We start from the raw sequence: 22,590 nt of genomic DNA, 5'->3' as shown, positions 1-22,590 counted from the left end.
CATGATCATAATCACCCTCACGTTCATCATCGCCGCTGTGAAGGTGGATTCGATCGAGATAACCGGAAATAAGATCATCTCAAGGGCAGATCTGCTTCGAACTCTCCAGCTCACGCCAGGCGGGGAGGTCTCAAAGGAGGAGATTGAACCGGCGATCTCCAAGGTACTTAGGGAATATGTCAGGCGCGGATATCTCTTTGCGTCTATCGATTACTCGTTTCAGCCGAGCGGCAAAGGGGGAATGAAGCTGACCCTGAAGGTGAACGAGGGGAGAAGGGTCAAGATCGGGGATATACGGATCGTTGGAAATTCGATCCTAAGCGAGAAGGAGATCAGGAGAGCGTTGAAACTGGGAGGGGAATTCGACGTTGGAAGAATCAATGAGGGGATCGAGCGGGTTCTCAGGATCTACGCCGAAAAGGGATATCCGCTCGCACGCATGAGCCTAACTGAATTTCGGCTCTCCAAGGATCGATCGAAGCTCAACTTTGATATAATGATCGATGAGGGAGATCCGGTTAGGATAGCTGACGTCAGGGTGACGGGGCTTAAGAAGACCAAGCCCAAGGTGATACTCCGTCAGCTTCCCATCAGAGCGGGCATGCCGTATCGACAGAGCCTTGTCGATGAGTCGATCCGTCTGCTCAGGAACATGCCCTACATATATGATGTGGAGCCGAAGGCGATCGAGAGAAGTGAGAGGCCGGGTGAGGTCATATTCAATCCCCACGTGACGGAGGCCCACAGCGGGAGAATCGAGGGCCTGCTGGGATACGCCCCACCGATCACTCCCGGAGGTAGGGCGAAATTGACAGGGACGATCTTCATCGATGAGACGAACATACTCGGCAGCGGAAGAGCGCTTCATTTCGAGTGGCGTTCGGCTGAGTCGAAACGGATCGAGTTCCGATATCTTGAGCCCTGGATCTTGGGCAGACCGATCGATCTAAGTTTGAGGTATGAACGTCAGGCGGGATTCAAATCCTATGGAATATCGCTTATCAGCAGATTGAACTTCAGATATCTCATCAAGGGAGGGTTCTCATACGAGACGGCCGAGCTGAACGGTATGAGGAACAGGGCGGTTAGATTTGAAGCTGGTTTCAGGCGTGATGTGCGGGATTATGCGCTGAATCCAACATCCGGGGATGTTGAGAGCGTTAATTTGGGGATAACGGCGGGGGATTACCGTTTGGGGAGACTTACCTTTGGAGCGCAAATTTATCTATCCACGCGGCGAAATCAGGTGCTGGCTTTAGGAGCTCACCTTGGCAGGCTTTTCGGGCGGGATATACCGCCGTTTGAGCTCTTCAGCTTAGGAGGAGCCAACACGCTGAGAGGATACACGGAGGGGTGGTTTCAAGGAGGATCGATGGCATATGCGAATCTGGAATACAGGTTTCTGACCGGTTTGGGATCTCATCTGTTCCTCTTCGTCGATTTAGGAACGATGAATCCGCCTCAGCTCCAGATCAGTTATGGCATCGGGGCGAGATTGGAGGCTCAATCGGGGAGGCTAAATCTCTGCTATGGCCTGGCCCGCGGCGATTCCATCCTGAACGGCAAGATCCATGTCAGTCTCGGCACCGCCTTTTGAACTCGCTCATATTATCACGCGATGGATTTATTTGCGCTTCAAAAATGGATTTCACCGTGATTGTGCTATCAGGGATTCGGCGACCTTGGTCATATCCCCCTCACTCAGATCCCCTATCAAGGTGAAGTTAATACCTCCCTTTTCCCACCGCAATATGCGCAACTGACCGTCATAGAACAACTCACATCTCAGGCCCAGTATCTGGATCGGCTTTTCCATCTCCCTCTCCCGGGCTCTATGTCGTCCTTCCGGCCTTCCACCGCTCGTTTCAAACAGCGATAGCAGCACCAGTCCATCGGTATACCGCAGGTGGGCTATCTCCCGCCTTTGATATCTTATCAGTCCGGCGCTTTGAAATTCAAAGCCGTCGGGAAGGAACTCCGGGATAAGTATACGGAATGAGATCTTCCGTCTCAGCTCCTCAAGGTTTAATTCTCCTCCGCCGTATGGTCCTCTAAATTTCCTTTCGCCCTCAACGCCCTCCTTCGGGGGAACAAACAGTTTATCTTCCATCTTTGATGGGAAGGAGATCTCGGTATACACTACGAGGAATCTGAGCTCGCCTTCGGAGTTGTAGTTCTCCACCCTAAGCGGCAGGCCCTTTTCGGCATCCACCCATATCCTCCTGGACGGTCTTCCTTTGTGTTTCGGCTTTATCTCCAGCAGATAGGTCCTCCGTCCGGCGATTCTCCCTCCCGGGCTTATCCCCACCGAGTAGTTATGGAGCATCAGTTCCAATTCCCTCTGTGAGCGGCCGAATTTAGGAGGTGGAGGACCGGGACGATATGGGGGAGGTCCGAACGGTTTTCCCTTTGCCTTCGGAGGTATACGCCATTCCCGTCTCCCCAGCCGGATCAACCCGGAGCCCGCGATCTCAGGCGGGGCTAGCACTTCGATGCGTTGCTTATCCGGTGATTTATTTATCACTTTCTCCTCTCGAACCATGTTATATCGTCCGCCGAAACCTATCACCAGGCGCCTCCCCACGAAATCAGCTCTCCTCTCAGCCTCCACCATCTGCCTCAGTATATCTTGAGGATCGGGTAAATCCCGTCCCCCCCTGGGCTGGAGGGTTATCAACAGCATCAATGTGAGACAAACCCACATCACCTTCATGACCTCACTCTCCTTCGTAATACAAGCTGATATACGTTTGGAGCTCATAACTCGATCCGGTTTTCCTCACCTTGGCGGGAGCTTTCAACTCTCGAACGACCTCCGATTCCAGAAACGGATCGGAAGGCAGTATCTGCCGCGAGTAATATCGGGCATGTTCCTGAACATATAAGCTGAGCAATTGCATCTCCGGGATATCCGAACCCGATCTCGTGAACATCCACCATCCCATTGTGGCAAGTGCCCCGGCGACGATAAACAGGATCAGAGGGGCGAGAACAGGGTGTTGAACCATGGGTTGAACCGTCAACCTCTTCAATCGCTCCCGCCATGTAAATCTCGATCTTCCAGCGCTTTCGAGCTTCATTTTAAGGGCCGGCCACATATCCCCAGGAGGTTCGAGCCTCGGAAGAGCCCGGACGAGCGAGACGGCCTCGACCATCTCATCATACTCCTTGGAACACCCCTCACAGATCGCGAGGTGTCTACGGATCTCCTCCCGCGTTCTCTCATCCAATTCGCCGTCTAAAAACTCGGAGAGTTTCCTGCGCACATTGCGACATCTCATCATAATTCCCCCTTATTCCTCTCCATCCGGCGTTTTAGTTCCATCCTGGCCTCATGCAGTAGCGATTTAACCCTTCCCATTGAACAGCTCATCGCCTCGGCGATCTCCTTATAGGACAACCCCTCTATCTCACGAAGGATTATTATGGCCCTCATTTTACCGGGGAGAGAGCCGATTATCCTCTGTATGGCCTCTCTGCGTTCCCTCAGAATGACATCATCCTCAGGGGTTTTTTCGTATATAAGGGCTTTCTCGTCGATATCCTCCAGACTCTCAGTCGGGTGTGCGTTCCGTTTTCGCAGGTGATCCAGACATAAATTGACGGTTAGGCGATACAACCACGTGGAGAAGGAGGATTTGCCCTTGAACTTATGGATCTTCTGGAAGAGGCGGAGGAATACCTCCTGTGTCATATCCTCCGCCGTCTCGCGATTGCCGGTCATTCTGTAGGCGACGTTGTAAACCCTCTTCTGATATCTGCGGAAGATCTGTTCGAATGCCTTCTCGTCCCCCTGTTTCAACCTCTGAATCAACACGATTTCTTCGCCACTCAAGATTTTCCTCTATAGGTTTCAATCTCACCTTCGATCTCTTAGACGAAATTTCGGCGGAAAATGTTCGAGGATTAACGTGAGAAGCCGACATCACCCGGTAAATTATGGTATAATCTCCTAGGTGGTCGGAGTAGTTCAACACGCTCAAATTTCCCTTGAGTGTAGCGGTTATCGATCCAACAAGGAGATACGTTCATCGCGTAACGCACAACGCAGTAAACGCAATCACGCAGCGAACGTTACAACGCAACGGATCGGATTTCCGTTACACTCAACGATAATATGGGCGAATCCAGCGTATCGGAGGGGATGTATGTTGAGGTTAATCTGGGTCACACTGGGAATGTGGGCCTTTTTAACGCTTTCTTTCAACGCGTGGGGAGAGGTCCAGCTCTCCACAATCCCAGGACGCAAGTCCGTGAAAGTCACGATCTATAAGGGGATAGACATAGCCTATGTCGAGGAGAGCAGGTTGATCACGCTGAGGAAGGGCGAAAACAGGCTTCAATTCGGATGGGCTGACACCAGGATCGATCCATCCTCCATAAGACTGCTTCCCCAGATCCCGGACGTCTCGATCCAGACGGCTATCTCCTCCTTTGAGGAGCCGAACATGATCGTCTGGAAGATCAAAACGGAGGAAGGGGGCAGAAAACCGCTGAAGATCACATACTTCATCGGTGGAATGGACTGGGATGTGGACTACACTGTCATCTCGTCGGAGGATGAGACCAAGCTTTCACTAGAGGGATATGTCGAGATCTCCAACAAGAGCGGCGAGGATTTCAAAGGGGTGTCGCTCAAGCTCGTGGCGGGTGAGATCAACAGGGTGGTAAGGGAGAGATACGCGGCGAAGGCGGAGGAGATGGACAGGATGCGAAAGGAGATGAGGAAAGCGGGCAGAGGAGCGTTGAGAGCACCTGTACCTGTAATCGAAGCGGCCGCTCGGAAATTCGTGACGACGGAGGCGTTGGCTAACATGAGACAGGCCGGTGAGGCCGGGATGGTCTCAGAGCATTATCTGCTCTCGGTCGAAAGACGAACTGATCTCAAAAACGAGTGGGGCAAAAGGTTGATGTGGCTCTCCGCCGAAGAGGTGCCGATAGATGTGGTATATGTCTTCGATCCCTCGAAATACGGCGAATCGGTCGTTAAACAATACAGATTCAAAAACGACAAAGAGCACAACCTCGGCTCCGCTCCCATCCCGCCGGGGAGGGTGATAGTTTACGGGCGGGAGAAAGATCAGATCATACCGATAGGTGAATCGAGGATCGATTTCACGCCGGTCAGCGGCGATGTGAAGCTCACCCTCAACTCCCAGGGCGAGATCACGGTCGAAAGAAAACGGATGAACTTCGCCAAGATCAACTTCAGGTTCGATAAGAACAACCGGGTGGCGGGATATGACACTGAGGAGGAATATCAGATAAAGGTGCGTAATCACAGGGAGATCCCCGCCAAGGTTGAAGTTTACGAGAGGTTCAGGGGCGAGTGGGAGATCACCTCCAAAAGCCACGATTATGAGCGAAAGGACGCTCAGACGATACTTTTCAAGCTTACCCTCCCGCCCGGAGCGGAGGAGATCATCAAATACACGGTCGTTATCAAGCCGGAGGGAGGTGTGAGAAGATGAGGGCTTTGATCGGATTTATAGCGGCAGCTCTCCTGCTGGGATGCATCGCCGAGGTGGGGTTATCGAGGATAGAGCTTATAACCCTCCCGCCCAGGGAAAGGGTGAGGATCAGGTTCATGTCCATCACGTCGGCGAAAGCTTTGATTCAAGAGCAGAGAAACATCACCTTGGAGAAAGGCGAAAACCTGGTCGAGTTCAGTTGGGCCAACCTCGACATAGATCTCCAATCGGTTCATGTCATCCCAACGCCTCAAAAGGGGAGGGTGGAGATCGAGTCGATATCGATCCGGCCGGGATCGACAAATAGCCTGATCTGGCACGTGATGAGCTCTGAGGCTATGGAGGTGCCGGTTTACATCTCATACCTTGCCTCAGGAATCAGACCGGAGTTTAGCTATACCCTCATCCTCGATGAAAACGATGAGAAGGGGAGGTTAATATGCAGGGCAAAGGTGGTGAACACGACGCCTGAGGAGTTTCAGAACGTCCAGGTCGAATTCCCATTTAGACCTCCCATCAAGCTCACGATTAAAGGAAGGGAATCCAGATCCGTGGAGCTGTTTAAGGTTGAGAATGTCTCTGTGGAGAAACTTTACGTCTTCGATCCGAGGAAATCCGCCACAACTTCAGTCTACTATATCTTTAAGAACGATGAGGCCCATGGCCTTGGCGGTTCTATCCTCCCCTCCGGCCAGATTCACGTCTATAAAGCCGAGGGGGATGGATTTGTGTTCCTCAGCGAGGACATCCTACATAGGACGCCTATCAGCGATGAGGTGAGGATCAGACTCGGCGGGACGAAGGAGGTCGAGGTTAAAAAGGAGCTCCTAGATAGGCGAAGGACGAACATCAGGCGGACGGCAGATCAGAGGAGAATAGCGCTCTGCGACATCGAGGAGAAGTTCAGGATCACGGCTCAAAACCATCGTGAGGAGAAGATCAAACTGGAGATATATGTGGGGTTGAACGACGAGTGGGAGATGAAGGAGTGCTCACATAGGTATGAGAAGGAGGATTCCTCCACGATCAAGTTCATTCTTCAGATGGACCCCGGCTCCAAGGAGGTCATCAACTTCAGGGTTTTGGGCAAGAACATCATCGGCGGGCAGATCAGACCAGTGGTGATGTAGGGAACTCGGTGAACTCTCTGCGCCGTAGCCCTTCTAGATCCAGCGATTCCGTTCGAGGGTCCAGCTTGATCTCCCACTGTTCCATCGTTCTAGCTCCGATGATCGCATCCAGTTCCTTACCGTCAGCCCGACCCAGTTCATCCACAGGAACCACCTCGGCGACGAAGGGCAGTCCTTCGATCTTTCCCTTGACCAACCGGAGCTCCCTGATCTCAATAACCCTTCCCCCCAGAACCACGCGCGGGGGGGAGGGGACCTTTATCCCCGGGGCATCCCGGGCCAAGATCGAGCGGACATAGGAGTAGATCGCTCCGGTATCAAACAGGGCTAACGCCGGTTGTCCCTGGATCTCTATCTCCTTGATGATCCTCGCCATTATCCTCCCCCCTTCACCTCTGCCATTCCCTTATCTTATCAGCGAAGGATGCCGCCAGTTCCTCAGCTTTCCCTTTATCCTCCGACTCGGCGGTGATGTGGAATATGGGCCTATCGGGATCGGGGATAATCACGATCCATCCGTCCTCATAGTTCACCTTCACGCCGTCTATCAGCTCCACGTTCTCGCCTTTGGTCTCCTCGATCAGATTGCGCATGATCGTTCCCTTGAGCTCCCACGGACAGGGCACCCTCTCCCTGATCATATGGAACCTCGGTATCTCATCGACCAGATCGCCGAGCTTGACCTCCAGCCTATACATCATCTCCAGGATCTTCACAAGGGCGAGCATGGCGTCGAAGACGGGATAGAATTCGGGGAAGATATAATTTCCACGCCTGGAGCCGACGAAGGCTATATCGGGCAACATCGCCATCTCCATCTGCGAGCGGGGGTTAGTCTTCGTCCGGATCACCTCGACCCCGTGCTGAGAGGCGATCACATCTATCGCCCGAGAGGCTGTCACGGAGACGGCGATCTTCCCTTTAGCGCCCGTCTTCAATATCAGCATGACGACCGCCGCCAGAGCCTCATTGCCCGATAATATCCTCCCCCTTTCATCGACGAGGAAGAGCCTCTCGGCGGCCGGATTGAGCATGAACCCGACGTCGGATTTGAGCGTGACGACGATATCTGAAAGCTGCTTTAAAGCCTCCCCTATCTCGGTTTCAGATCTGGTGAGTTTGCTTTCATCCATGAAGGCGTTGAGGCTGACGGCGTTTATGTTCAGCTCCCCTAGGATGGAGGGTAGAATGGTGACGGCCGTGCTGTGGGCGTAATCCATCACGATCTTAGGGCTTCTCTCACCGAAGACCTCCTGATCGATGTAATTGAGAAAGGCCTCGCGATAATACTCGTAGATCCTGGATGGGAACTCCAGATTGCCTGTCTCAGCGACGGGGACCCTGCGGAAGTCCTCCCTGAAGAAGAGCCTTTCGACCGTTTTCTCATGGGCGACGCGGATGTCCATCCCGTTGGCCTCGAAGAACTTGATATCCAGCACGTCCGGATCGAAGGGGGATCGACGGACGTGGAAACCGCCTGACGATTTCAAGGCGTTGGTTGCGAACCTCGCCACCGGCTCGGGGATCTCCTCCAGGTCGTAGATGTTGACTCCCGTGGACATCAGCCCGGCGATGATGGCACGACCGATCATGCGGGATGCCCTGCAGTTATCACGGCTCGCAACGACATATGAGCCCTTGCGCAGCGATGCGCCATATGAGGCCCCAAGCCTCGCCGCTATCTCAGGGGTCAACTCCGCCCCGGCCACCCCTGTCACGCCGAAGCTGCCGAAGAGGGATTTCGCCCACCTATCGCCCCAAACCAGGCTTGTCGTGAGCGTCGCGCCGTCCTCAACGACCTTATGCGGCCACAGCTTCAGGTTGGCCCTTATCCGGCTTCCGGCCCCCACGACGCAGTTATCGCTTATAACGGCGCGCAGATCGATGAAGGCTTTATGTTTGATGATCGTCCGGCTGCCGATTATGTTCTCACGGAGTTCCGCCATGGAGCCGATGTAGACGTTATCCCATATGACGGAATCCACGATTCTGGCGTCCTCCTCGACGATGCAATTATCGCCGATGACGGAGTTACGGATATAAACCCCATCGTCGATCCTACAGTTACGGCCTATCACCACTGCCCCTTCCAGCTCGGCCTTCCTGCTGACCTTCGTTCCCTCGCCTATCCAGATATCCCTGCCGATGGTCTTCTGCCTCTCGCCGGAGATTTCGATCTCCACCTTCCCCGAAAGCACGTCCTTATGTGCCTGTAAGTATGATTCCAAATCTCCGATATCCCTCCAGTATCCTTCGGCCACGAATCCGAATAGCGGCTCTCCCTTCTCCATGAGGAGCGGGAAGAGGTCGTTGCTGAAATCGAACTCGGTCTCCGGCGGAATGTACTCCATGACCTCAGGCTCAAGAACATATATGCCCGTGTTTATCGTGTCGCTGAAGACCTCACCCCAGGTTGGCTTCTCCAGGAAGCGGGTTATCTTGCCCTCCTCATCGGTGATCACCACGCCGTATGGCCTGGGGTCATCCACTCTGGTCAGCGCCAGCGTGACCTTAGCGCCCTTATCCTTGTGGAACTGAACTATCCCGGTGAGATCGAAATCGGTCAGCAGATCTCCGCTTATGATGATGAAGGTATCGTCGAAGAAATCGGACAGGTGGATGTGGGCGTTACGGACGCTTCCCGCCGTGCCCAGATCCTCCTCCGCACGGATGTAACCCATCCTGACGCCGAAATCCGATCCGTCTCCGAAGTAGTTCTCTATGATCTCCGGCTGATAGTAGAGTATGGAGAGCATCTCCTCAAATCCGTGTTTTTTAAGCAGGGTGACGATATGCTCCATTATGGGTCTGTTAGCGATCGGGACCATCGGTTTGGGGATGTTGTAGGTCAGAGGTCTCATCCGCGTGCCGAAACCGCCTGCCATTATCACTGCCTTCATCGCTTCACCTCCGAAAGAGCTTATTTTTTCATCTCTCCTCGATTATCTCGACGTTCGCCCTTGGCAGGGTGATCCTCGATCCGTCCTCCAATTCAAGCTCTAAAACTCGAACTACGGATTCCGTTTCGATCCTTTTCAATTCCGGGGGAAGTGCTCTCACCACGCCGATCCTGCCGAAATAGGGTTCCCTTATCACCCTGATCTTCGATCCGATCTCCAGTCTCGGCTCAAGTTCTCCTTCTTCCGCCCTTATCTTTTCCAGGGGCACTATCACCTCCGGCCTGAGCACACCTGCTCGGATCTGGGTTGCCCCGTTTATGGAGGCCTTCATCCCATCGAGCTCTTTAAGGAGACCGAAGGCTCTATCTGACATGGCTATCTCCCCGAATCCCTCCGTGATGATGAGCGTCAGATCTATATCCTCCGATCCCGTTATCGCCACGCCGATCTCGTATCCCAGGAAACGGCGCAGATCCTCGTCATTTATGCCTCCGACGATTATTCCAATCACACCGATTTCCTCGGCCTTTCGTATGGCCTCCGCGGTGACGATCGATCCTCCGACGATTATCCTATCGGCACAGCTTCGGTCGATCGATTCAGCCGTGAGCGGTTCAGAGGGGGAATCGACGAGCAGCTTTAAAGGTGCTATCCTTTCACCGCCCACGCCGAATATCCCCTGTATCAATGCTCCCTTACACTCTATGACGGCGCCTTCCCTCGGCATGACCTCGCTCACCACGCCGTCTACATATGCCTTTATCTCCAGCGGCACCGAGGGTTTGCGGATGAGAACCTGTCCGGTGACTTCCGAGATGCTCTCTATGGTTCCCAAGGCTTTGGATCTACATTGTGATTTAAAAAGCCCGAATAGGCCCTTCGTCTGGGCTATGATCTCTCCCTCCTCGACCGGATCACCCTCCGACTTGAGCATATATCTGCGGATGTCCTCAGGCTGAATGCTGAGTGTATTTGCCACGTTGATCATCTCCACATCGCCGGGCAGCTCAGTCCTTGCAACAGGGTCCTCGGCCCTAACCTTCTGCCCTGCCTCGACCAACACCGTCCCTTCAAGGGGCAACCTGCGGATCTTCCTTATAAGCGTCGAATCGGTTATCTTGAGCCCGGGCGTATAGGCATGGGCCATTTTATCCCCCTACATCGGATATGCGTTTAAGGCTTTCATCCATTCGGTGATCCTGTCCACCCTGTTCGGCGTGTTCATGTTCAGATCGAGCGGGCGTCCTCTGGTATCCAGTATAAGGCCGACGACTCCGCCTTCGACCTCGATCTCCATCTCATTTCCCCTCCCCGCTCCGACGTCGAACCTCCTCCGCGGCTTGAGGTATACCCGCGCCTTTTGGCCGACGCCGAGAGGTAGGAGTCTGATCTGACCGAACGGTATCTCCTCCTCTATCTCACCCTCCGGCAGCCATGCTTTTATGGTCAGGCATGGTCTGCCCTCCTCCCCCTGGCCGACGGGGGCGATGCAGGTCCCCAGGTGTATGAGACACTCTCTCTCGAAGACCTGCAGAGCTGCCTCTTCATTCACCTGCGCTAAAACCCCGAGCTGGGGCATCATAAAGATGCTATCCACGGCCAGATGGGTTACGCCCTCCGGCTGAAATGCGTCGATCAGCATCATCGCCGCCTGGCTCCTACGGGGAGCATGTGAGAGCACACCGCCGCTTCCCACGATGAGGTCCAGGCCCATCATATCCACCAACGTCTGGCCCGTCTCGGTCTGTGCGAAGGCGTCGGAGATCGTCCTCTCCTGGTGAACTCCCTTTAGTCCGACGGCGAGTTTCCTATGCTGCTCGAAGGCCAACCTCAGCGCCTCACGGGCGAGGGCATGTTCCACCATCAGCTCCTCCAACGTCTGAGGTATGGTGGTGGGACGGATCATCTTGTTCTTGATCCTGTTTCGGAGATCTCCCTCATCCATCCGGAAAGGCACCCATCGCATCACGTTCTCCACGCCAGCCTCGGCGAGGACGTTGGAGACGCTGTAGCTCATACCGAGGTTCGCGCTGACGGTGCGGTTAAACGTCCCCTGGAAAACCGAGAAAACATCTGTGGTTGCACCTCCGATGTCCACCCCCACAACCTGTATCCCACGGCGACGAGCTATTGTCTGGATGATATATCCCACGGCCGCCGGGGTGGGCATAATGGGGGCGTCCGTCCAGGAGATGAGTTTATCGTAGCCCGGAGCATGAGCCATGACGTGTTCGAGGAAAAGCTCCTGGATCTTAAGCCTTGCCGGCATGAGATTTTCACGCTCCATGGTCGGGCGAATGTTGTCCACGATCTCCAGGGCCACCTTACCGTGGAGGGTCTTTCTGATCTGATCGCGGGCATCCCTGTTCCCCGCGTAGATGAGGGGGAGCTGATATCCTATACCGAGACGAGGTCTGGGATTTGCTGCGGCGATTATTTCAGCAAGCTCCACGACATGTGATACGGTTCCCCCATCAACACCTCCTGAAAGGAGGATCATATCCGGCCTGAGTCTCCTTATTCGATCTATCTTCTCATGCGGTTTTCTTCCATCGTTGGATGCGATCACATCCATGACGATGGCGCCAGCTCCTAAAGCGGCCCTCTCGGCGCTTTCGGCCGTCATGTTTCTTACGACCCCCGCCACCATCATCTGCAGTCCGCCGCCAGCCGAGCTCGTTGAGATGTATATGTCTATACCCTTCTCATCGGTTTGAGGCTTAATCAGCCGGCCATCGCGCAGGAGTTTTCTGCCCGTAAGCTCCTCCACCTCACCGATGGCGTTGATCACGCCCTTGGTGACGTCCTCCACCGGCGCCTCGACCGTGGTGGGTGCTTCACCTCGTACGATCAGCCGATACTCATCACCCCTCTTCTCTATCAGGATCGCCTTTGTAGTTGTGCTCCCGCAATCGGTAGCGAGGATAGATCTCATTTCATCCATCCTTGTTCCCCCTCCCGCTCAGCCGTTCTATGGCCTGCAACAGTCTCTCCACGTTTTCATCGTCCTCCATCAGGATCGAGAACTTTCTATAATCCCCAGAGCTCAATATGGAGCTGACGAAAGGATCAACGGCAACGAGCAATTGACTGCCGAGGAAGTTGATGGGTTTGGCCATCTCGATAAACAGCAGCGCTGGAGCGGTCAGACCCCGCTTGACGATCTCCTGAGCAGCCTTCTCTATTATTCGATCCCTCTCCTCCTCATCGATCTCATCCGGCAATATAATGGTCTCTTCACCCGAACGAAACCCACCGACGGGGCCGGGCAGCTCGGATATCCTCCTCACTAAATTCCTTATGAGAGAGCCGAAAGCGACCTTCATCTCCTTTGAATCTTATCCTCTATGTATCTCAGCGCCTCATCCCTATGGCCGTTAAACATCACATAGATACCGCGAAACCTCTCCAGCCTTGATCTGCCTTCAAACGGGCTGAGCAGAACCCCGTTTTTATCCATATGGAAGCTCTTGAAATAGCTCCAGCTCCTTGAGTATTTCCTGGCGAAGGTGTGCACCTCGATCCTGTCCGGATAAAGCAGGTATTTGGTCGGGAAGAAGTAGGAGGAGAGTGAACCGAAGAGTATACCGATGGAGAGAATCGCCATAAAGAGCCCGTATATGTGATAGACCAGCACACCGAGCAGGAAAAGGAACAGGATAACGACAGCGGGAATCACCCTGCTCCTTGTGAGAGGATGAACGATCCAGAAGAGATCGGGGGAAGCAGCGGAACGATCTCCCATCGGAGGATCCTACTTTCCCGACGATTTGCCAGTTTTCTCCTGATTGTTCTTGTTTTCACTTTGGGTTTTAGCACCAGCACCGGCTTTGGCCTCTGAGCTCTGCTTGGTCTCCCCTTTTTGCTGCGTCTGAACCGATTGAGTTGGAGCTGATTCCGGCTTAACCTTGAGTTTAGGCGTCGAGGATGTCGCCCAGAACCTCGCCAGCAACAGCGCCAGCAACATATATGCGATGGCCAACCCTGTGGTCAGCTTCTGCATGAAGGAGGCGGTCCCTCTTCCGAATATCGGGTTAGATGAGCTCAAGCCGCCTACTATCCCGCCCAGTCCCTCACTCTTGCTGGATTGCAGCAATATAGCGACGGTCAACAATATGCAGACCATAACGAAGATAAAGATCAGCAACCCCAATATCATGTTCTCATCACCTCGGTTTATCTCTCGTAGAATTTAACGATCTTGGCGAACGAATCGGCCTTCAGGCTTGCGCCTCCGACAAGCCCGCCGTCTATATCCGGCTGAGCCATCAGTCCGGCGATGTTCTCGGGCTTGATGCTGCCTCCGTACTGTATTCTGACCTGCTCCGCCACCTCCTTCGAGAAGATCTCCCCGAGCAGTTCCCTTATGAACTGGTGAACCTCCTGAGCCTGCTGTGGGGTGGCCGTTCTGCCGGTCCCGATAGCCCAGACGGGTTCATAGGCGATGACGGTGTTAAGCATCTCTTCCTCGCTCAGCCCTTTAAGCCCGTTGACCACGTGATCCTTGACGACCTCCTTTGTCACGCCCGATTCCCTCTCCTCAAGTTTTTCTCCGACACACATTATCGGTTTGAGCCCGTGCTTATGAGCTGCCTTGACCTTTCTGTTGACCGTTTCGTTTGTCTCTCCGAAATACCCCCTTCTCTCCGAGTGTCCGATTATAACGTATTGGCATCCGACGTCTTTGAGCATCAGAGGAGATATCTCCCCCGTGTAGGCTCCGCTTTCCTCCCAGAACATGTCCTGTGCGGCGAGCTTTATGTTCGTTTCCTCTATCGCCTCTCCCACCGCCTGCAAAGCGGTGAAGGGAGGAGCAACAACGATCTCTACGTCCGTCACATCGGCGACCAGCTCTTTGAGGGAGTTAACCAATTCGAGCGCCTCGCCGATGGTTTTGTTCATCTTCCAGTTTCCGGCTATAATCGGTTTCCTCATCATTCCTCCTCCAGAGCCATTTTCAGCGTATCTCTGAACTCCTGAAGATCCTTACATGTTATGGCAGCGTCGTGCAGGGATACAAGCGTCGCTGCTGGAGACTCTATCATGATATCCCTCCTTTTGGCGAGCAACGACATCATAGCGCATTGGATTCCGTCCTATGGGCTATCCCTTATCCGATAGCGCCGCTATGCCGGGCAGCTCTTTCCCCTCCAGGAACTCCAGCGAAGCGCCCCCGCCGGTGGAGATGTGAGTCATCTTATCCGCCACGCCTGCCTTCTGCACCGCCGCAACGCAATCCCCGCCGCCGATTATGGTTATGGCGTCCGATTCAGCAAGGAGCTTGGCCACGGCGACCGTGCCCTTTGCGAACTTATCGAACTCATAGACCCCCAGGGGACCGTTCCAGATGATCATCTTCGCCCTACCGATCACCTTGCTGAATTCCTCCACCGTTTCAGGCCCGATATCCACACCCAGCCATCCGTCGGGAATTTCGGTGCTTTTAACGACCTTCGAGTTGGCATCGGGCGCAAACCTGTCGGCGATCACCGTGGTGACGGGAAGTTTGAACTCGACGCCTTTCTCCTTCGCCTCGTTCATGATCTGTCGCGCCAGATCGAGTTTATCATCCTCGACGATCGATTTTCCGACGTTATATCCCTGTGCCTTCAGGAAGGTATATGCCATCCCGCCGCCTATGAGTATCGCGTCGGCCCTCTCCAACATGCTGGTCAGCACCCCTATTTTGTCCGAGACCTTCGCACCGCCCAGAATAACCACGAAGGGATGTTCCGGCGACTGGACGGCCTTGCTGAGATACTCTATCTCCTTCTCCATCAGGAAACCCGCGGCTGCCTGAGGGATAAATTTGGTAACTCCTTCAGTCGAGGCATGGGCCCTATGTGCTGCTCCGAAGGCGTCGCTGACATATACATCTCCGAGAGAGGCGAGTTCCCTCGCAAATTCGGGATCGTTCTCCGTCTCGCCCTTGTGGAACCTGAGATTTTCCAGCAGTATCACGTCGCCTTCCTTCATCTCGGCGACCATCCTCCGGACCTCATCCCCTATGCAGTCGGGGGCCATTTTAACCTCTTTACCCAAAAGCTCGCTGAGCCTCTTTGAAACGGGCTTAAGTGAGAGCTTCGGATCGACCCCTTTGGGCCTGCCCAGATGTGACATCAAGATCAGCTTTCCGCCCCGCTCGATGATGTACTTTATGGTGGGTAGGGCCGCTCGAATTCGGGTGTCATCGGTTATGACGCCTTTCTCCAACGGCACGTTGAAGTCCACCCTCATTAAAACCCTCTTGCCTTTCAGATCCAAATCCCTTACGCTGAGCTTGGTCATCTCCCATCCTCCTTGATTTTGAGGGCGAGCGTTGAAGCTCGCCCCTGAAAGCTCACATCACAGCAGCCTTGAGGCCAACTCGACCAGCCTGTTGGAATATCCCCACTCGTTATCGTACCAGCCGAAGACCTTTATCTGTGTGCCGTCGACCACCCTTGTCGAGGGGACATCGAAGATGCAGGAGTATGGATTGTGGTTGTAATCCGCCGACACCAGAGGCACCTCCTCATACGCCAGTATCCCCTTCAACTCGCCCTCGCTTGCCTTTTTGAACGCCTCGTTTACCTCCTCGACCGTGGTGGCCTTTTCGACCTCAACGGTCAGATCGGTGAGCGACACGTTCGGTGTGGGCACGCGAATAGCGACGCCGTCCAGCTTCCCGTTCAGCTCGGGTATGACCTTGCCTATAGCGACGGCCGCCCCGGTCGTTGTGAGGATCATCGAGACAGCGGCGGCCCTCGCGCGCCTCATATCCTTGTGGGGCGAATCCTGAAGCCTCTGATCGTTCGTATAGGAGTGGATCGTGGTCATCAGACCATGTTTGATGGTGAAGTTCTCATGTAACACCTTAACCATAGGTGCCAAACAGTTGGTCGTGCAGGAGGCGTTTGAGATGATAACGTGTTTCTCCTTATCGTATTTATCGTCGTTAACCCCTATGACGATGGTGATGTCCTCCCCTTTGGCCGGAGCGGATATCAGCACTTTCTTGGCCCCGGCGGTCAGGTGCTTGGCGGCCAGATCCCTTTCCCTGAAAAGGCCGGTCGACTCGATGACGAGGTCAACGCCGAGCTCCTTCCACGGCAGATCGGCGGGATCCCGCTCTGAGAGAACCTTTATCTCCTTGCCGTTGACGATGAGTTTATCCTCTTCCGCCACCACCTCTCCGGGGAACCTTCCGTGGACTGAATCATACTTCAACAAATGGGCAAGGGTCTTAGCATCGGTGATATCGTTAACGGCGACGAACTCCAGATTTCTCAGGTCATCCCTCTCCATAGCGGCTCTGAAGGCTAATCTTCCGATTCTCCCGAAACCGTTGATCCCAACTCTGATCGGCATTCCTTACCTCCTCGTCGATGTTTCGGATTCGATGCTTATTTTAACATAACGGCTTGATACAGACAAGTAAGGTGGGGCTTTTCAATGATTTGGTATAATCAGCGTGGGCACGTCCCTGCGCATGCCCACGAATCCGGCAGGCACAAGGAGGAACGGCAAATGGCGAGTAGCGAGTGGTGATTCTCCCCCATTCGCTGCTCGCTGCAATTACAGCGCCGACGAAAAGCGTTGAAAAGCCCTGTGTATACTTCGTCCATTTTGCAATCTCTTAGATAATATGATATACTTTCCTAAATTTCAGATATTTAGTTTTAGGATAGAGGAGGGGAGATGCCGGTAGAAAAAAGATGGCCTGTTCCGAGTGATCTGGAAATCGCCCAGGAAGCTGAGCTAAGGCCCATCGTCGATGTGGCCAGGGACGCCGGACTTCTTGAGGATGAGATTGAGCTTTACGGCAAGTATATAGCTAAGATCGATTACGCCAAGGTTTTAGAGAGGCTGAAAGATAAGCCGAACGCCAAGATGATTTGCGTCACCGCTATCACTCCTACGCCTTTGGGAGAGGGGAAGACGGTAACCGCCTTCGGATTAGGTCAGGGGCTTGCACTTTTAGGTAAGAAGGTGATAAACACCTTTCGGGAGCCATCCAAGGGACCAACCTTCGGCATCAAAGGAGGAGCCACGGGAGGAGGATACTCGCAGGCTTTGCCTATGGAGGCGATTAACCTTCACTTCACGGGAGATATCCACGCCGTGGAGTCAGCTCATAACCTCTGTGCTGCCGCCATAGACGCCAGTATCCTCCACAAGAACAAGCTGAACATAGATCCGCTTAACGTCACATGGACCTACTGTCAGGACCTCAACTCCCGTGCTTTGAGAGAGGTGATCGTCGGGCTCGGCGGAAGGGCCAACGGCTATCCGAGGGTGACCAACTTCGACATCACCGTTGCGACCGAGACTGCAGCCATTCACGCTCTGGCCATAGGGCTTAAGGATCTGAGGGAGAGGATCGGCAGAGCCGTTGTCGCCTATACCTATGACGGTAAACCCGTAACCTGCGAGGATTTGAAAGTGGCCGGCGCCATGACGGCACTCCTTGTAGATGCCCTGAAGCCGAATTTGGTCCAATCCCTGGAAGGGCATCCGATGATCTGCCATGGCTTCCCCTTCGCCAACGTTGCTCATGGTAACAACTCTGTGCTGGCCGATCTGGTGGCCTTGAAGTTGGCCGATTATGTCGTCACCGAGAACGGTTTCGGAGCTGAGTGCGGCTTCTCGAAGTTCGTTGACGTCAAATGTCGTCAAAGTGGGCTGAAGGCCGACTGCGCCGTCATTGTCTGCTCCATAAGGGCTCTCAAGGAACATGGGGGCGCCTTCCATTTCCGCCCTGGTATGTCGTATTCTAAGGTGAAGGAGGCGGCTGAGACTGAGAACCTACCCGCTGTGGAGAAAGGTTGTGAGAATCTCGCACGCAACATAGAGATAGTCAAAATGTATGGTGTTCCAGCGGTCGTGGCCATAAACAGGTTCACCTTCGATACCGACAGGGAGATAGAGTTGGTCAGGAGAAAAGCTCTGGAAGCAGGTGCCGATGGCGTCGCCGTCTCAGAGGCATGGGCTAAAGGCGGAGAAGGTGCAAGAGAGCTGGCCGAAGAGGTGCTCAAGGTGCTTGAGACGAAACCGAGCAATATGAGATTCCTCTTCCCGGATGACGCCTCCATCAAGGAGAAAATAGAGACTATAGCGGTTAAAGTCTTCGGCGCTGATGGCGTGGAATACTCCCCGGAAGCTGAGAGGAAGATAAAGCTCTACACAAAGCTCGGTTTCTCTAACCTGACGATTAACGTGGCCAAGACTCATCTCTCCCTTTCCCATGATCCCAATTGGAAGGGGGTTCCAAAGAATTATAAACTCCCTGTCAGGGATATAAGAGCATCGGTGGGCGCCGGTTTCCTATATCCTATCTGCGGCGAGATGAGAACCATGCCTGGTCTACCCTCAAGGCCTGCCTTCGTCGACGTGGACGTCGATGTGGAGAGCGGCAAGATAAAGGGGCTATTCTAGTTCCGATAAGGCCGGAGGAGAAATCTGCTCTCCTCCGGTGATTTATCCTCCTAAAAATTAATATAGGGAGGTAGGGATGGTTACCCAATGGAGATTGAAGGAGTTCCTGGATAAAACCGCATCGCGTGAGCCGACGCCGGGCGGCGGCAGCATCGCCGCACTGGTCGGGGCCCTTTCGGCAGCCCTCGGCAGCATGGTCTGCCACTATACCGTAGGCAAAAAGAAGTTCAAAAAGGTCGAGCCGAAGGTGAAGGAGTTACTCAGCCAGGCGGAGTCGCTCAGAGCCAAGCTCTTAGATCTCATTCAGGCGGATATAGATGCCTACGAGCAGGTTTCTCAGGCCTATAAGATGCCTAAGGACACGGAGGAGGAGAAAAAAGCCAGACAGATGGCCATACTCCAGGCCCTGAAAAGCGCCATCAACGTGCCGATGGAAGTGGCGAAGTCCTCTTTCGACCTCATAAAGCTCTCATGGGAGCTGGTGAAGGTCGGTAACCCACAGCTTATAGGTGATGTCGGATGTGTCGCAGCTTTAGCGGTCGCCTCCTTCGAATCGGCAAGCCTCCTGATAGAGTACAACCTGAACCTCATAAATGACGATGAGCTGCGAAGGGAGATCTCGCCCATGATAGATAAATTCTCCAAGGAATGCCGCGAGATCTATGGGGAGATCGCCGAGGTGATAAGGAAATGCCTGAGGAGTTCGAGCTAGAGAGGTTCGACTTCAAGAGGCATGCCCTGGATGACGTTATCTCCTTCTGGGTGGAACACTCCATAGACGAGGAGTTCGGCGGTTTCTGGACGCATCTGGGGAGGGACGGAAATAGATTCGGCGACGGGAGAAAATTCCTCGTCATGCAATCCAGGATGATCTACTCCTTCACGCTCGCCTACCGCCTCAGCGGCGATGATGAGTATCTCGATATCGCTGAGAACGGGGTGAACTTCCTCATAGAACACTTCTGGGACAGGAAATACGGAGGATGGTTCTGGTCGGTCGAGAGATCGGGCGAGAAGACCAGATCGATCGATAAAAGGGAGGGGCTGGAGAAACGCTCCTACGGTCATGCCTTCGCCATATACGGCCTTTCGGAGTTCGCAAGGGCATCCGGCAACTCCCAAGCACAGGAGATGGCGCTCGAGACATACGATCTGACCTTCAAGAAGATGTGGGATAAAAATCACGGCGGGCTTTACCATGAGATGGACGAGGACTGGTACCTGAGAAATCCCACCAAAAGGCTAGATACGCATCTCCACATGCTCGAGGCCCTCTGCTCGTTGGCGGCATTGACCCAGGATTCCTGGTTTAGAGGGGAGATCACAAGGATCTGTGATCTGATCTGTGATAGGATGCAGAATGAGAGGTTCGACTGCATGCGCGAGTGGTTCCTGCCGGATTGGCGCGAGAACATCCAGGAGACAAGGGGGCTAGCCAACTACGGACATAACCTCGAAAGCTCATGGTTCCTCTGGGTCATAGGGAAGTCCCTGGAGATAGATCGATACGTCATCCTCGCCGGAAAGCTCCTCGATTTCTCATTGCGGGAGGGTTGGGATGAGCGGAACGGTGGTTTCCTCGACAGAGGAAAACCGGGCGGGAAGGCGATCGGACGTGATAAGATCTGGTGGGTGCAGTGTGAGGGGATAGGTTGTCTCTCCTTTGCCTACAGGATGACGGGCGAGGGGATCTACAGGGAGAGATTGGAGGAGCTAACGCGATTTTGCTACCGCAACCTATTCGATGACAGATACGGCGAGTGGTTCCATGCCCTGGATGAGGACGGTAACGTGAAGGATGACAGGAAGGGCGGGGAGTGGAAGGCGGCGTATCACGTGATGCAGGCCTGCTATCATGCCTACGAAAACCTGAGAAAAATCGGGGAGCCGGTCGGCGATTACCGATCGGGATTGTTGTAAGATGATCATGCAAACCCGAATGGTGGATGTCACACATAAGCCGGAGACCCACCGAACTGCCGTGGCGGCGGGAAGCGTGAGGGTGAGCGAGAGGACCTTGAACCTGATCGAACGAGGTGAGATCGAGAAGGGCGATCCGATCGAGGTGGCGAGGATCGCCGGTATCATAGCCGCGAAAAGAACCCCTCAGCTCATCCCCCTCTGCCATCCGATAGAGATCACCTCCGTGAGATTGGATTTTGAGATCGATCGCGAGTCATGTCGTATCGAGATAAAGGCTACGGTTGAAACGGTCGCGAGAACGGGCGTGGAGATGGAGGCGCTTACGGCCGTCTCGATCGCCGCCCTAACCATATATGATATGTGTAAGCCCATCGATAAGAACATACAGATCACGGATATAAGGCTTATAAAGAAGACAGGGGGTAAAAGCGATGTCGTTCCTCGATAGATATAAACTCGTGGATCTCTCCCCGAAGCTCATCCCGGGCAAGGAGGAGAGAAGGCTCGAGATAAGGCGGTTCATCTTCGAGCTTGATAACACCATCATGCACGATGTGGACACGATGACTCACATCGGCTCGCATATTGAGGCGCCGCTCCACTATAAAGACGGCCTCAAGGATGTGACGGAACTGCCGCTTGAAAGCTTCATCGGCGAGGGGTTAATGTTGTATTTCGACTTCCTCGATCCGGGATCGCCCATAACGCCCGAGGCCGTCAATCGGGCAGCGGAACCTGACTCGGTCGGGGAGGGGGATATCGTCCTCATGCACAGCCCCTACACCGGCGATCGGCGGCCATATATAGCCCGAGAGACGGCAAAATACTTGAAGGAGACGGGGATTAAGATGCTGGGGATCGGAAATACCGTCCAGCTCGAGGAAAAAGGGGAGATGTTCACGCACGACTACCTCCTGGGCAACGACATCCCGATAATCGAAGGCTTGGTGAACATGGACGCCCTGCCGAAGAGGTTTATATTCATAGGGTTCCCGATCAAAATTCAGGGGCTTGACTCCTCCTGGATACGCGCCGTGGCCCTCGTGGAGAAGGAGGCTGAGCGATGAGACGAATTGTGGTGATGATGATCCCCGCTTTTTTCGCCCTTATGGCCCTAATCGCCGGATGTCAGGCCGCTAAAAGCCTTTCACCCTCAGGCGGAGGCGAGGAGGAGGTGGCGGTCTTCCAGACGACGAAGGGAACCTTCGTCATGGAGTTCTACCCCGATAAGGCCCCTAAAACCGTTGAGAACTTCAAGAAGCTGATAAGAAAGGGCTTCTACGACGGATTGACCTTCCATCGGTACGTGCCCGAGTTCGTGATTCAGGGAGGCGATCCGAAGGGAGACGGCACCGGCGGACCGGGGTATACGATACCGGATGAATTCAACGACCTGAAGCACGTCCCGGGGATGGTGGGTATGGCGAATAAAGGCATCCCTCATTCGGCCGGATCGCAGTTCTATATCTGTCTGCCGCCCGATAAGGGACAGTTCAAACATCTCGACGGGAAATATACACTGTTCGCCAGGGTCATCAAGGGGATGGATGTCGTGGAGAAGCTCCGCCAGGGGGATAAGATCATCAAGGTTCAACTTCGCCCGCGTTCCTCAATCCAGGTGGGGAGCCCCTCAGCAGTTGACCGAAAGTGTGTCAAAGAAGGAACGAGGAACTAGGAGCGAGGAACGAGGAAGCACCTTGATTTCGAATTGCGAATTTCGGATTTCGAATTTAAATTCGCATTTCGCAT

22 protein-coding genes are annotated in these 22,590 nt (G+C 54.0%); 9 read left to right on the top strand and 13 right to left on the bottom strand.

Translation table 11 applies throughout. The annotated features are described in order from the left end of the window. Position 1: 1 nt before the first annotated feature. Positions 2-1,597 carry a BamA/TamA family outer membrane protein gene (locus J7M22_02550; protein MCD6505484.1) on the top strand — a complete coding sequence of 532 codons (1,596 nt, stop codon included), beginning with the start codon at positions 2-4 and terminating at the stop codon, positions 1,595-1,597. A gap of 51 nt (positions 1,598-1,648) precedes the next feature. Here the strand turns inward: J7M22_02550 and J7M22_02545 are convergent, their stop codons facing one another. From J7M22_02545 to J7M22_02535, 3 genes are read right to left on the bottom strand one after another with little or no spacing between them, the layout of a single operon-like run. Next, on the bottom strand, positions 1,649-2,713 hold the full coding sequence (locus tag J7M22_02545) for a hypothetical protein (GenBank protein MCD6505483.1): 1,065 nt from the start codon (positions 2,711-2,713) through the stop codon (positions 1,649-1,651). Positions 2,714-2,717: 4 nt separating this feature from the next. After that, on the bottom strand, positions 2,718-3,281 hold the full coding sequence (locus J7M22_02540; protein MCD6505482.1) for a zf-HC2 domain-containing protein: 564 nt from the start codon (positions 3,279-3,281) through the stop codon (positions 2,718-2,720). After that, positions 3,281-3,835 carry a sigma-70 family RNA polymerase sigma factor gene (locus tag J7M22_02535; GenBank protein ID MCD6505481.1) on the bottom strand — a complete coding sequence of 185 codons (555 nt, stop codon included), beginning with the start codon at positions 3,833-3,835 and terminating at the stop codon, positions 3,281-3,283. The genes J7M22_02540 and J7M22_02535 overlap by 1 nt, the downstream gene beginning before the upstream one ends. A 313-nt stretch (positions 3,836-4,148) precedes the next feature. On the opposite strand from J7M22_02535, the gene J7M22_02530 reads away from it, so the two are divergent. Together J7M22_02530 and J7M22_02525 are read left to right on the top strand one after the other, a co-directional pair. Beyond that, positions 4,149-5,471 (top strand): DUF4139 domain-containing protein, encoded by a 1,323-nt coding sequence (locus J7M22_02530; protein ID MCD6505480.1) that lies wholly within the window; start codon positions 4,149-4,151, stop codon positions 5,469-5,471. Next, positions 5,468-6,601: a hypothetical protein gene (locus J7M22_02525; protein ID MCD6505479.1), complete on the top strand. Its 1,134-nt coding sequence runs from the start codon at positions 5,468-5,470 to the stop codon at positions 6,599-6,601. The genes J7M22_02530 and J7M22_02525 overlap by 4 nt, the downstream gene beginning before the upstream one ends. On the opposite strand, the gene J7M22_02520 is transcribed toward J7M22_02525, so the two are convergent. The 10 genes from J7M22_02520 to gap form a co-directional block, all read right to left on the bottom strand. Then, positions 6,582-6,977 carry an aspartyl protease family protein gene (locus J7M22_02520; protein ID MCD6505478.1) on the bottom strand — a complete coding sequence of 132 codons (396 nt, stop codon included), beginning with the start codon at positions 6,975-6,977 and terminating at the stop codon, positions 6,582-6,584. The two genes, J7M22_02525 and J7M22_02520, sit on opposite strands and share 20 nt — an antisense overlap. A 13-nt stretch (positions 6,978-6,990) precedes the next feature. Then, positions 6,991-9,501 carry a mannose-1-phosphate guanyltransferase gene (locus tag J7M22_02515; protein ID MCD6505477.1) on the bottom strand — a complete coding sequence of 837 codons (2,511 nt, stop codon included), beginning with the start codon at positions 9,499-9,501 and terminating at the stop codon, positions 6,991-6,993. Between the two features lie 28 nt (positions 9,502-9,529). Next, positions 9,530-10,648, bottom strand: a complete 1,119-nt coding sequence (locus tag J7M22_02510) for a hypothetical protein (protein MCD6505476.1) — start codon at positions 10,646-10,648, stop codon at positions 9,530-9,532. Positions 10,649-10,657: 9 nt separating this feature from the next. Further along, a complete protein-coding gene (locus J7M22_02505; GenBank protein MCD6505475.1) occupies positions 10,658-12,436 on the bottom strand; it encodes a glutamate mutase L in 1,779 nt (592 codons plus the stop codon). A gap of 1 nt (position 12,437) precedes the next feature. Next, positions 12,438-12,827 (bottom strand): hypothetical protein, encoded by a 390-nt coding sequence (locus tag J7M22_02500; GenBank protein MCD6505474.1) that lies wholly within the window; start codon positions 12,825-12,827, stop codon positions 12,438-12,440. Next, the gene (locus J7M22_02495; GenBank protein MCD6505473.1) at positions 12,824-13,246 is read right to left on the bottom strand and encodes a hypothetical protein; all 423 of its coding nucleotides are present in this window, start codon (positions 13,244-13,246) and stop codon (positions 12,824-12,826) included. The genes J7M22_02500 and J7M22_02495 overlap by 4 nt, the downstream gene beginning before the upstream one ends. Before the next feature lie 9 nt (positions 13,247-13,255). After that, positions 13,256-13,660 carry a preprotein translocase subunit SecG gene (gene secG / locus J7M22_02490; protein ID MCD6505472.1) on the bottom strand — a complete coding sequence of 135 codons (405 nt, stop codon included), beginning with the start codon at positions 13,658-13,660 and terminating at the stop codon, positions 13,256-13,258. Between the two features lie 17 nt (positions 13,661-13,677). After that, positions 13,678-14,436 (bottom strand): triose-phosphate isomerase, encoded by a 759-nt coding sequence (locus tag J7M22_02485; protein ID MCD6505471.1) that lies wholly within the window; start codon positions 14,434-14,436, stop codon positions 13,678-13,680. Positions 14,437-14,604: 168 nt separating this feature from the next. Then, on the bottom strand, positions 14,605-15,789 hold the full coding sequence (locus tag J7M22_02480; protein MCD6505470.1) for a phosphoglycerate kinase: 1,185 nt from the start codon (positions 15,787-15,789) through the stop codon (positions 14,605-14,607). A gap of 57 nt (positions 15,790-15,846) precedes the next feature. Further along, positions 15,847-16,851 (bottom strand): type I glyceraldehyde-3-phosphate dehydrogenase, encoded by a 1,005-nt coding sequence (gene gap, locus J7M22_02475; GenBank protein ID MCD6505469.1) that lies wholly within the window; start codon positions 16,849-16,851, stop codon positions 15,847-15,849. A gap of 330 nt (positions 16,852-17,181) precedes the next feature. Here gap and J7M22_02470 point away from each other — a divergent pair, with 330 nt between their 5' ends. The 6 genes from J7M22_02470 (at position 17,182) to J7M22_02445 (ending at position 22,516) form a co-directional block, all read left to right on the top strand. After that, the gene (locus tag J7M22_02470; protein ID MCD6505468.1) at positions 17,182-18,918 is read left to right on the top strand and encodes a formate--tetrahydrofolate ligase; all 1,737 of its coding nucleotides are present in this window, start codon (positions 17,182-17,184) and stop codon (positions 18,916-18,918) included. A 76-nt stretch (positions 18,919-18,994) separates the two neighbouring features. Beyond that, positions 18,995-19,630, top strand: coding sequence for a cyclodeaminase/cyclohydrolase family protein (locus J7M22_02465; GenBank protein ID MCD6505467.1), 636 nt, complete (start codon positions 18,995-18,997; stop codon positions 19,628-19,630). Further along, the gene (locus tag J7M22_02460; protein MCD6505466.1) at positions 19,609-20,838 is read left to right on the top strand and encodes an AGE family epimerase/isomerase; all 1,230 of its coding nucleotides are present in this window, start codon (positions 19,609-19,611) and stop codon (positions 20,836-20,838) included. Before J7M22_02465 ends, J7M22_02460 begins: the two co-directional genes overlap by 22 nt. A gap of 1 nt (position 20,839) precedes the next feature. Then, positions 20,840-21,289 carry a cyclic pyranopterin monophosphate synthase MoaC gene (gene moaC, locus J7M22_02455; protein MCD6505465.1) on the top strand — a complete coding sequence of 150 codons (450 nt, stop codon included), beginning with the start codon at positions 20,840-20,842 and terminating at the stop codon, positions 21,287-21,289. Beyond that, positions 21,273-21,908, top strand: a complete 636-nt coding sequence (locus J7M22_02450; GenBank protein MCD6505464.1) for a cyclase family protein — start codon at positions 21,273-21,275, stop codon at positions 21,906-21,908. Before moaC ends, J7M22_02450 begins: the two co-directional genes overlap by 17 nt. Positions 21,909-21,949: 41 nt before the next feature. Then, the gene (locus tag J7M22_02445; GenBank protein ID MCD6505463.1) at positions 21,950-22,516 is read left to right on the top strand and encodes a peptidylprolyl isomerase; all 567 of its coding nucleotides are present in this window, start codon (positions 21,950-21,952) and stop codon (positions 22,514-22,516) included. The last annotated feature ends 74 nt before the right edge of the window (positions 22,517-22,590 follow it).

It is taken from the genome of Candidatus Poribacteria bacterium, from assembly GCA_021162805.1.
GTDB lineage: Bacteria > Poribacteria > WGA-4E > B28-G17 > B28-G17 > JAGGXZ01.
This window is presented reverse-complemented; position numbering and strand designations above follow the sequence as displayed.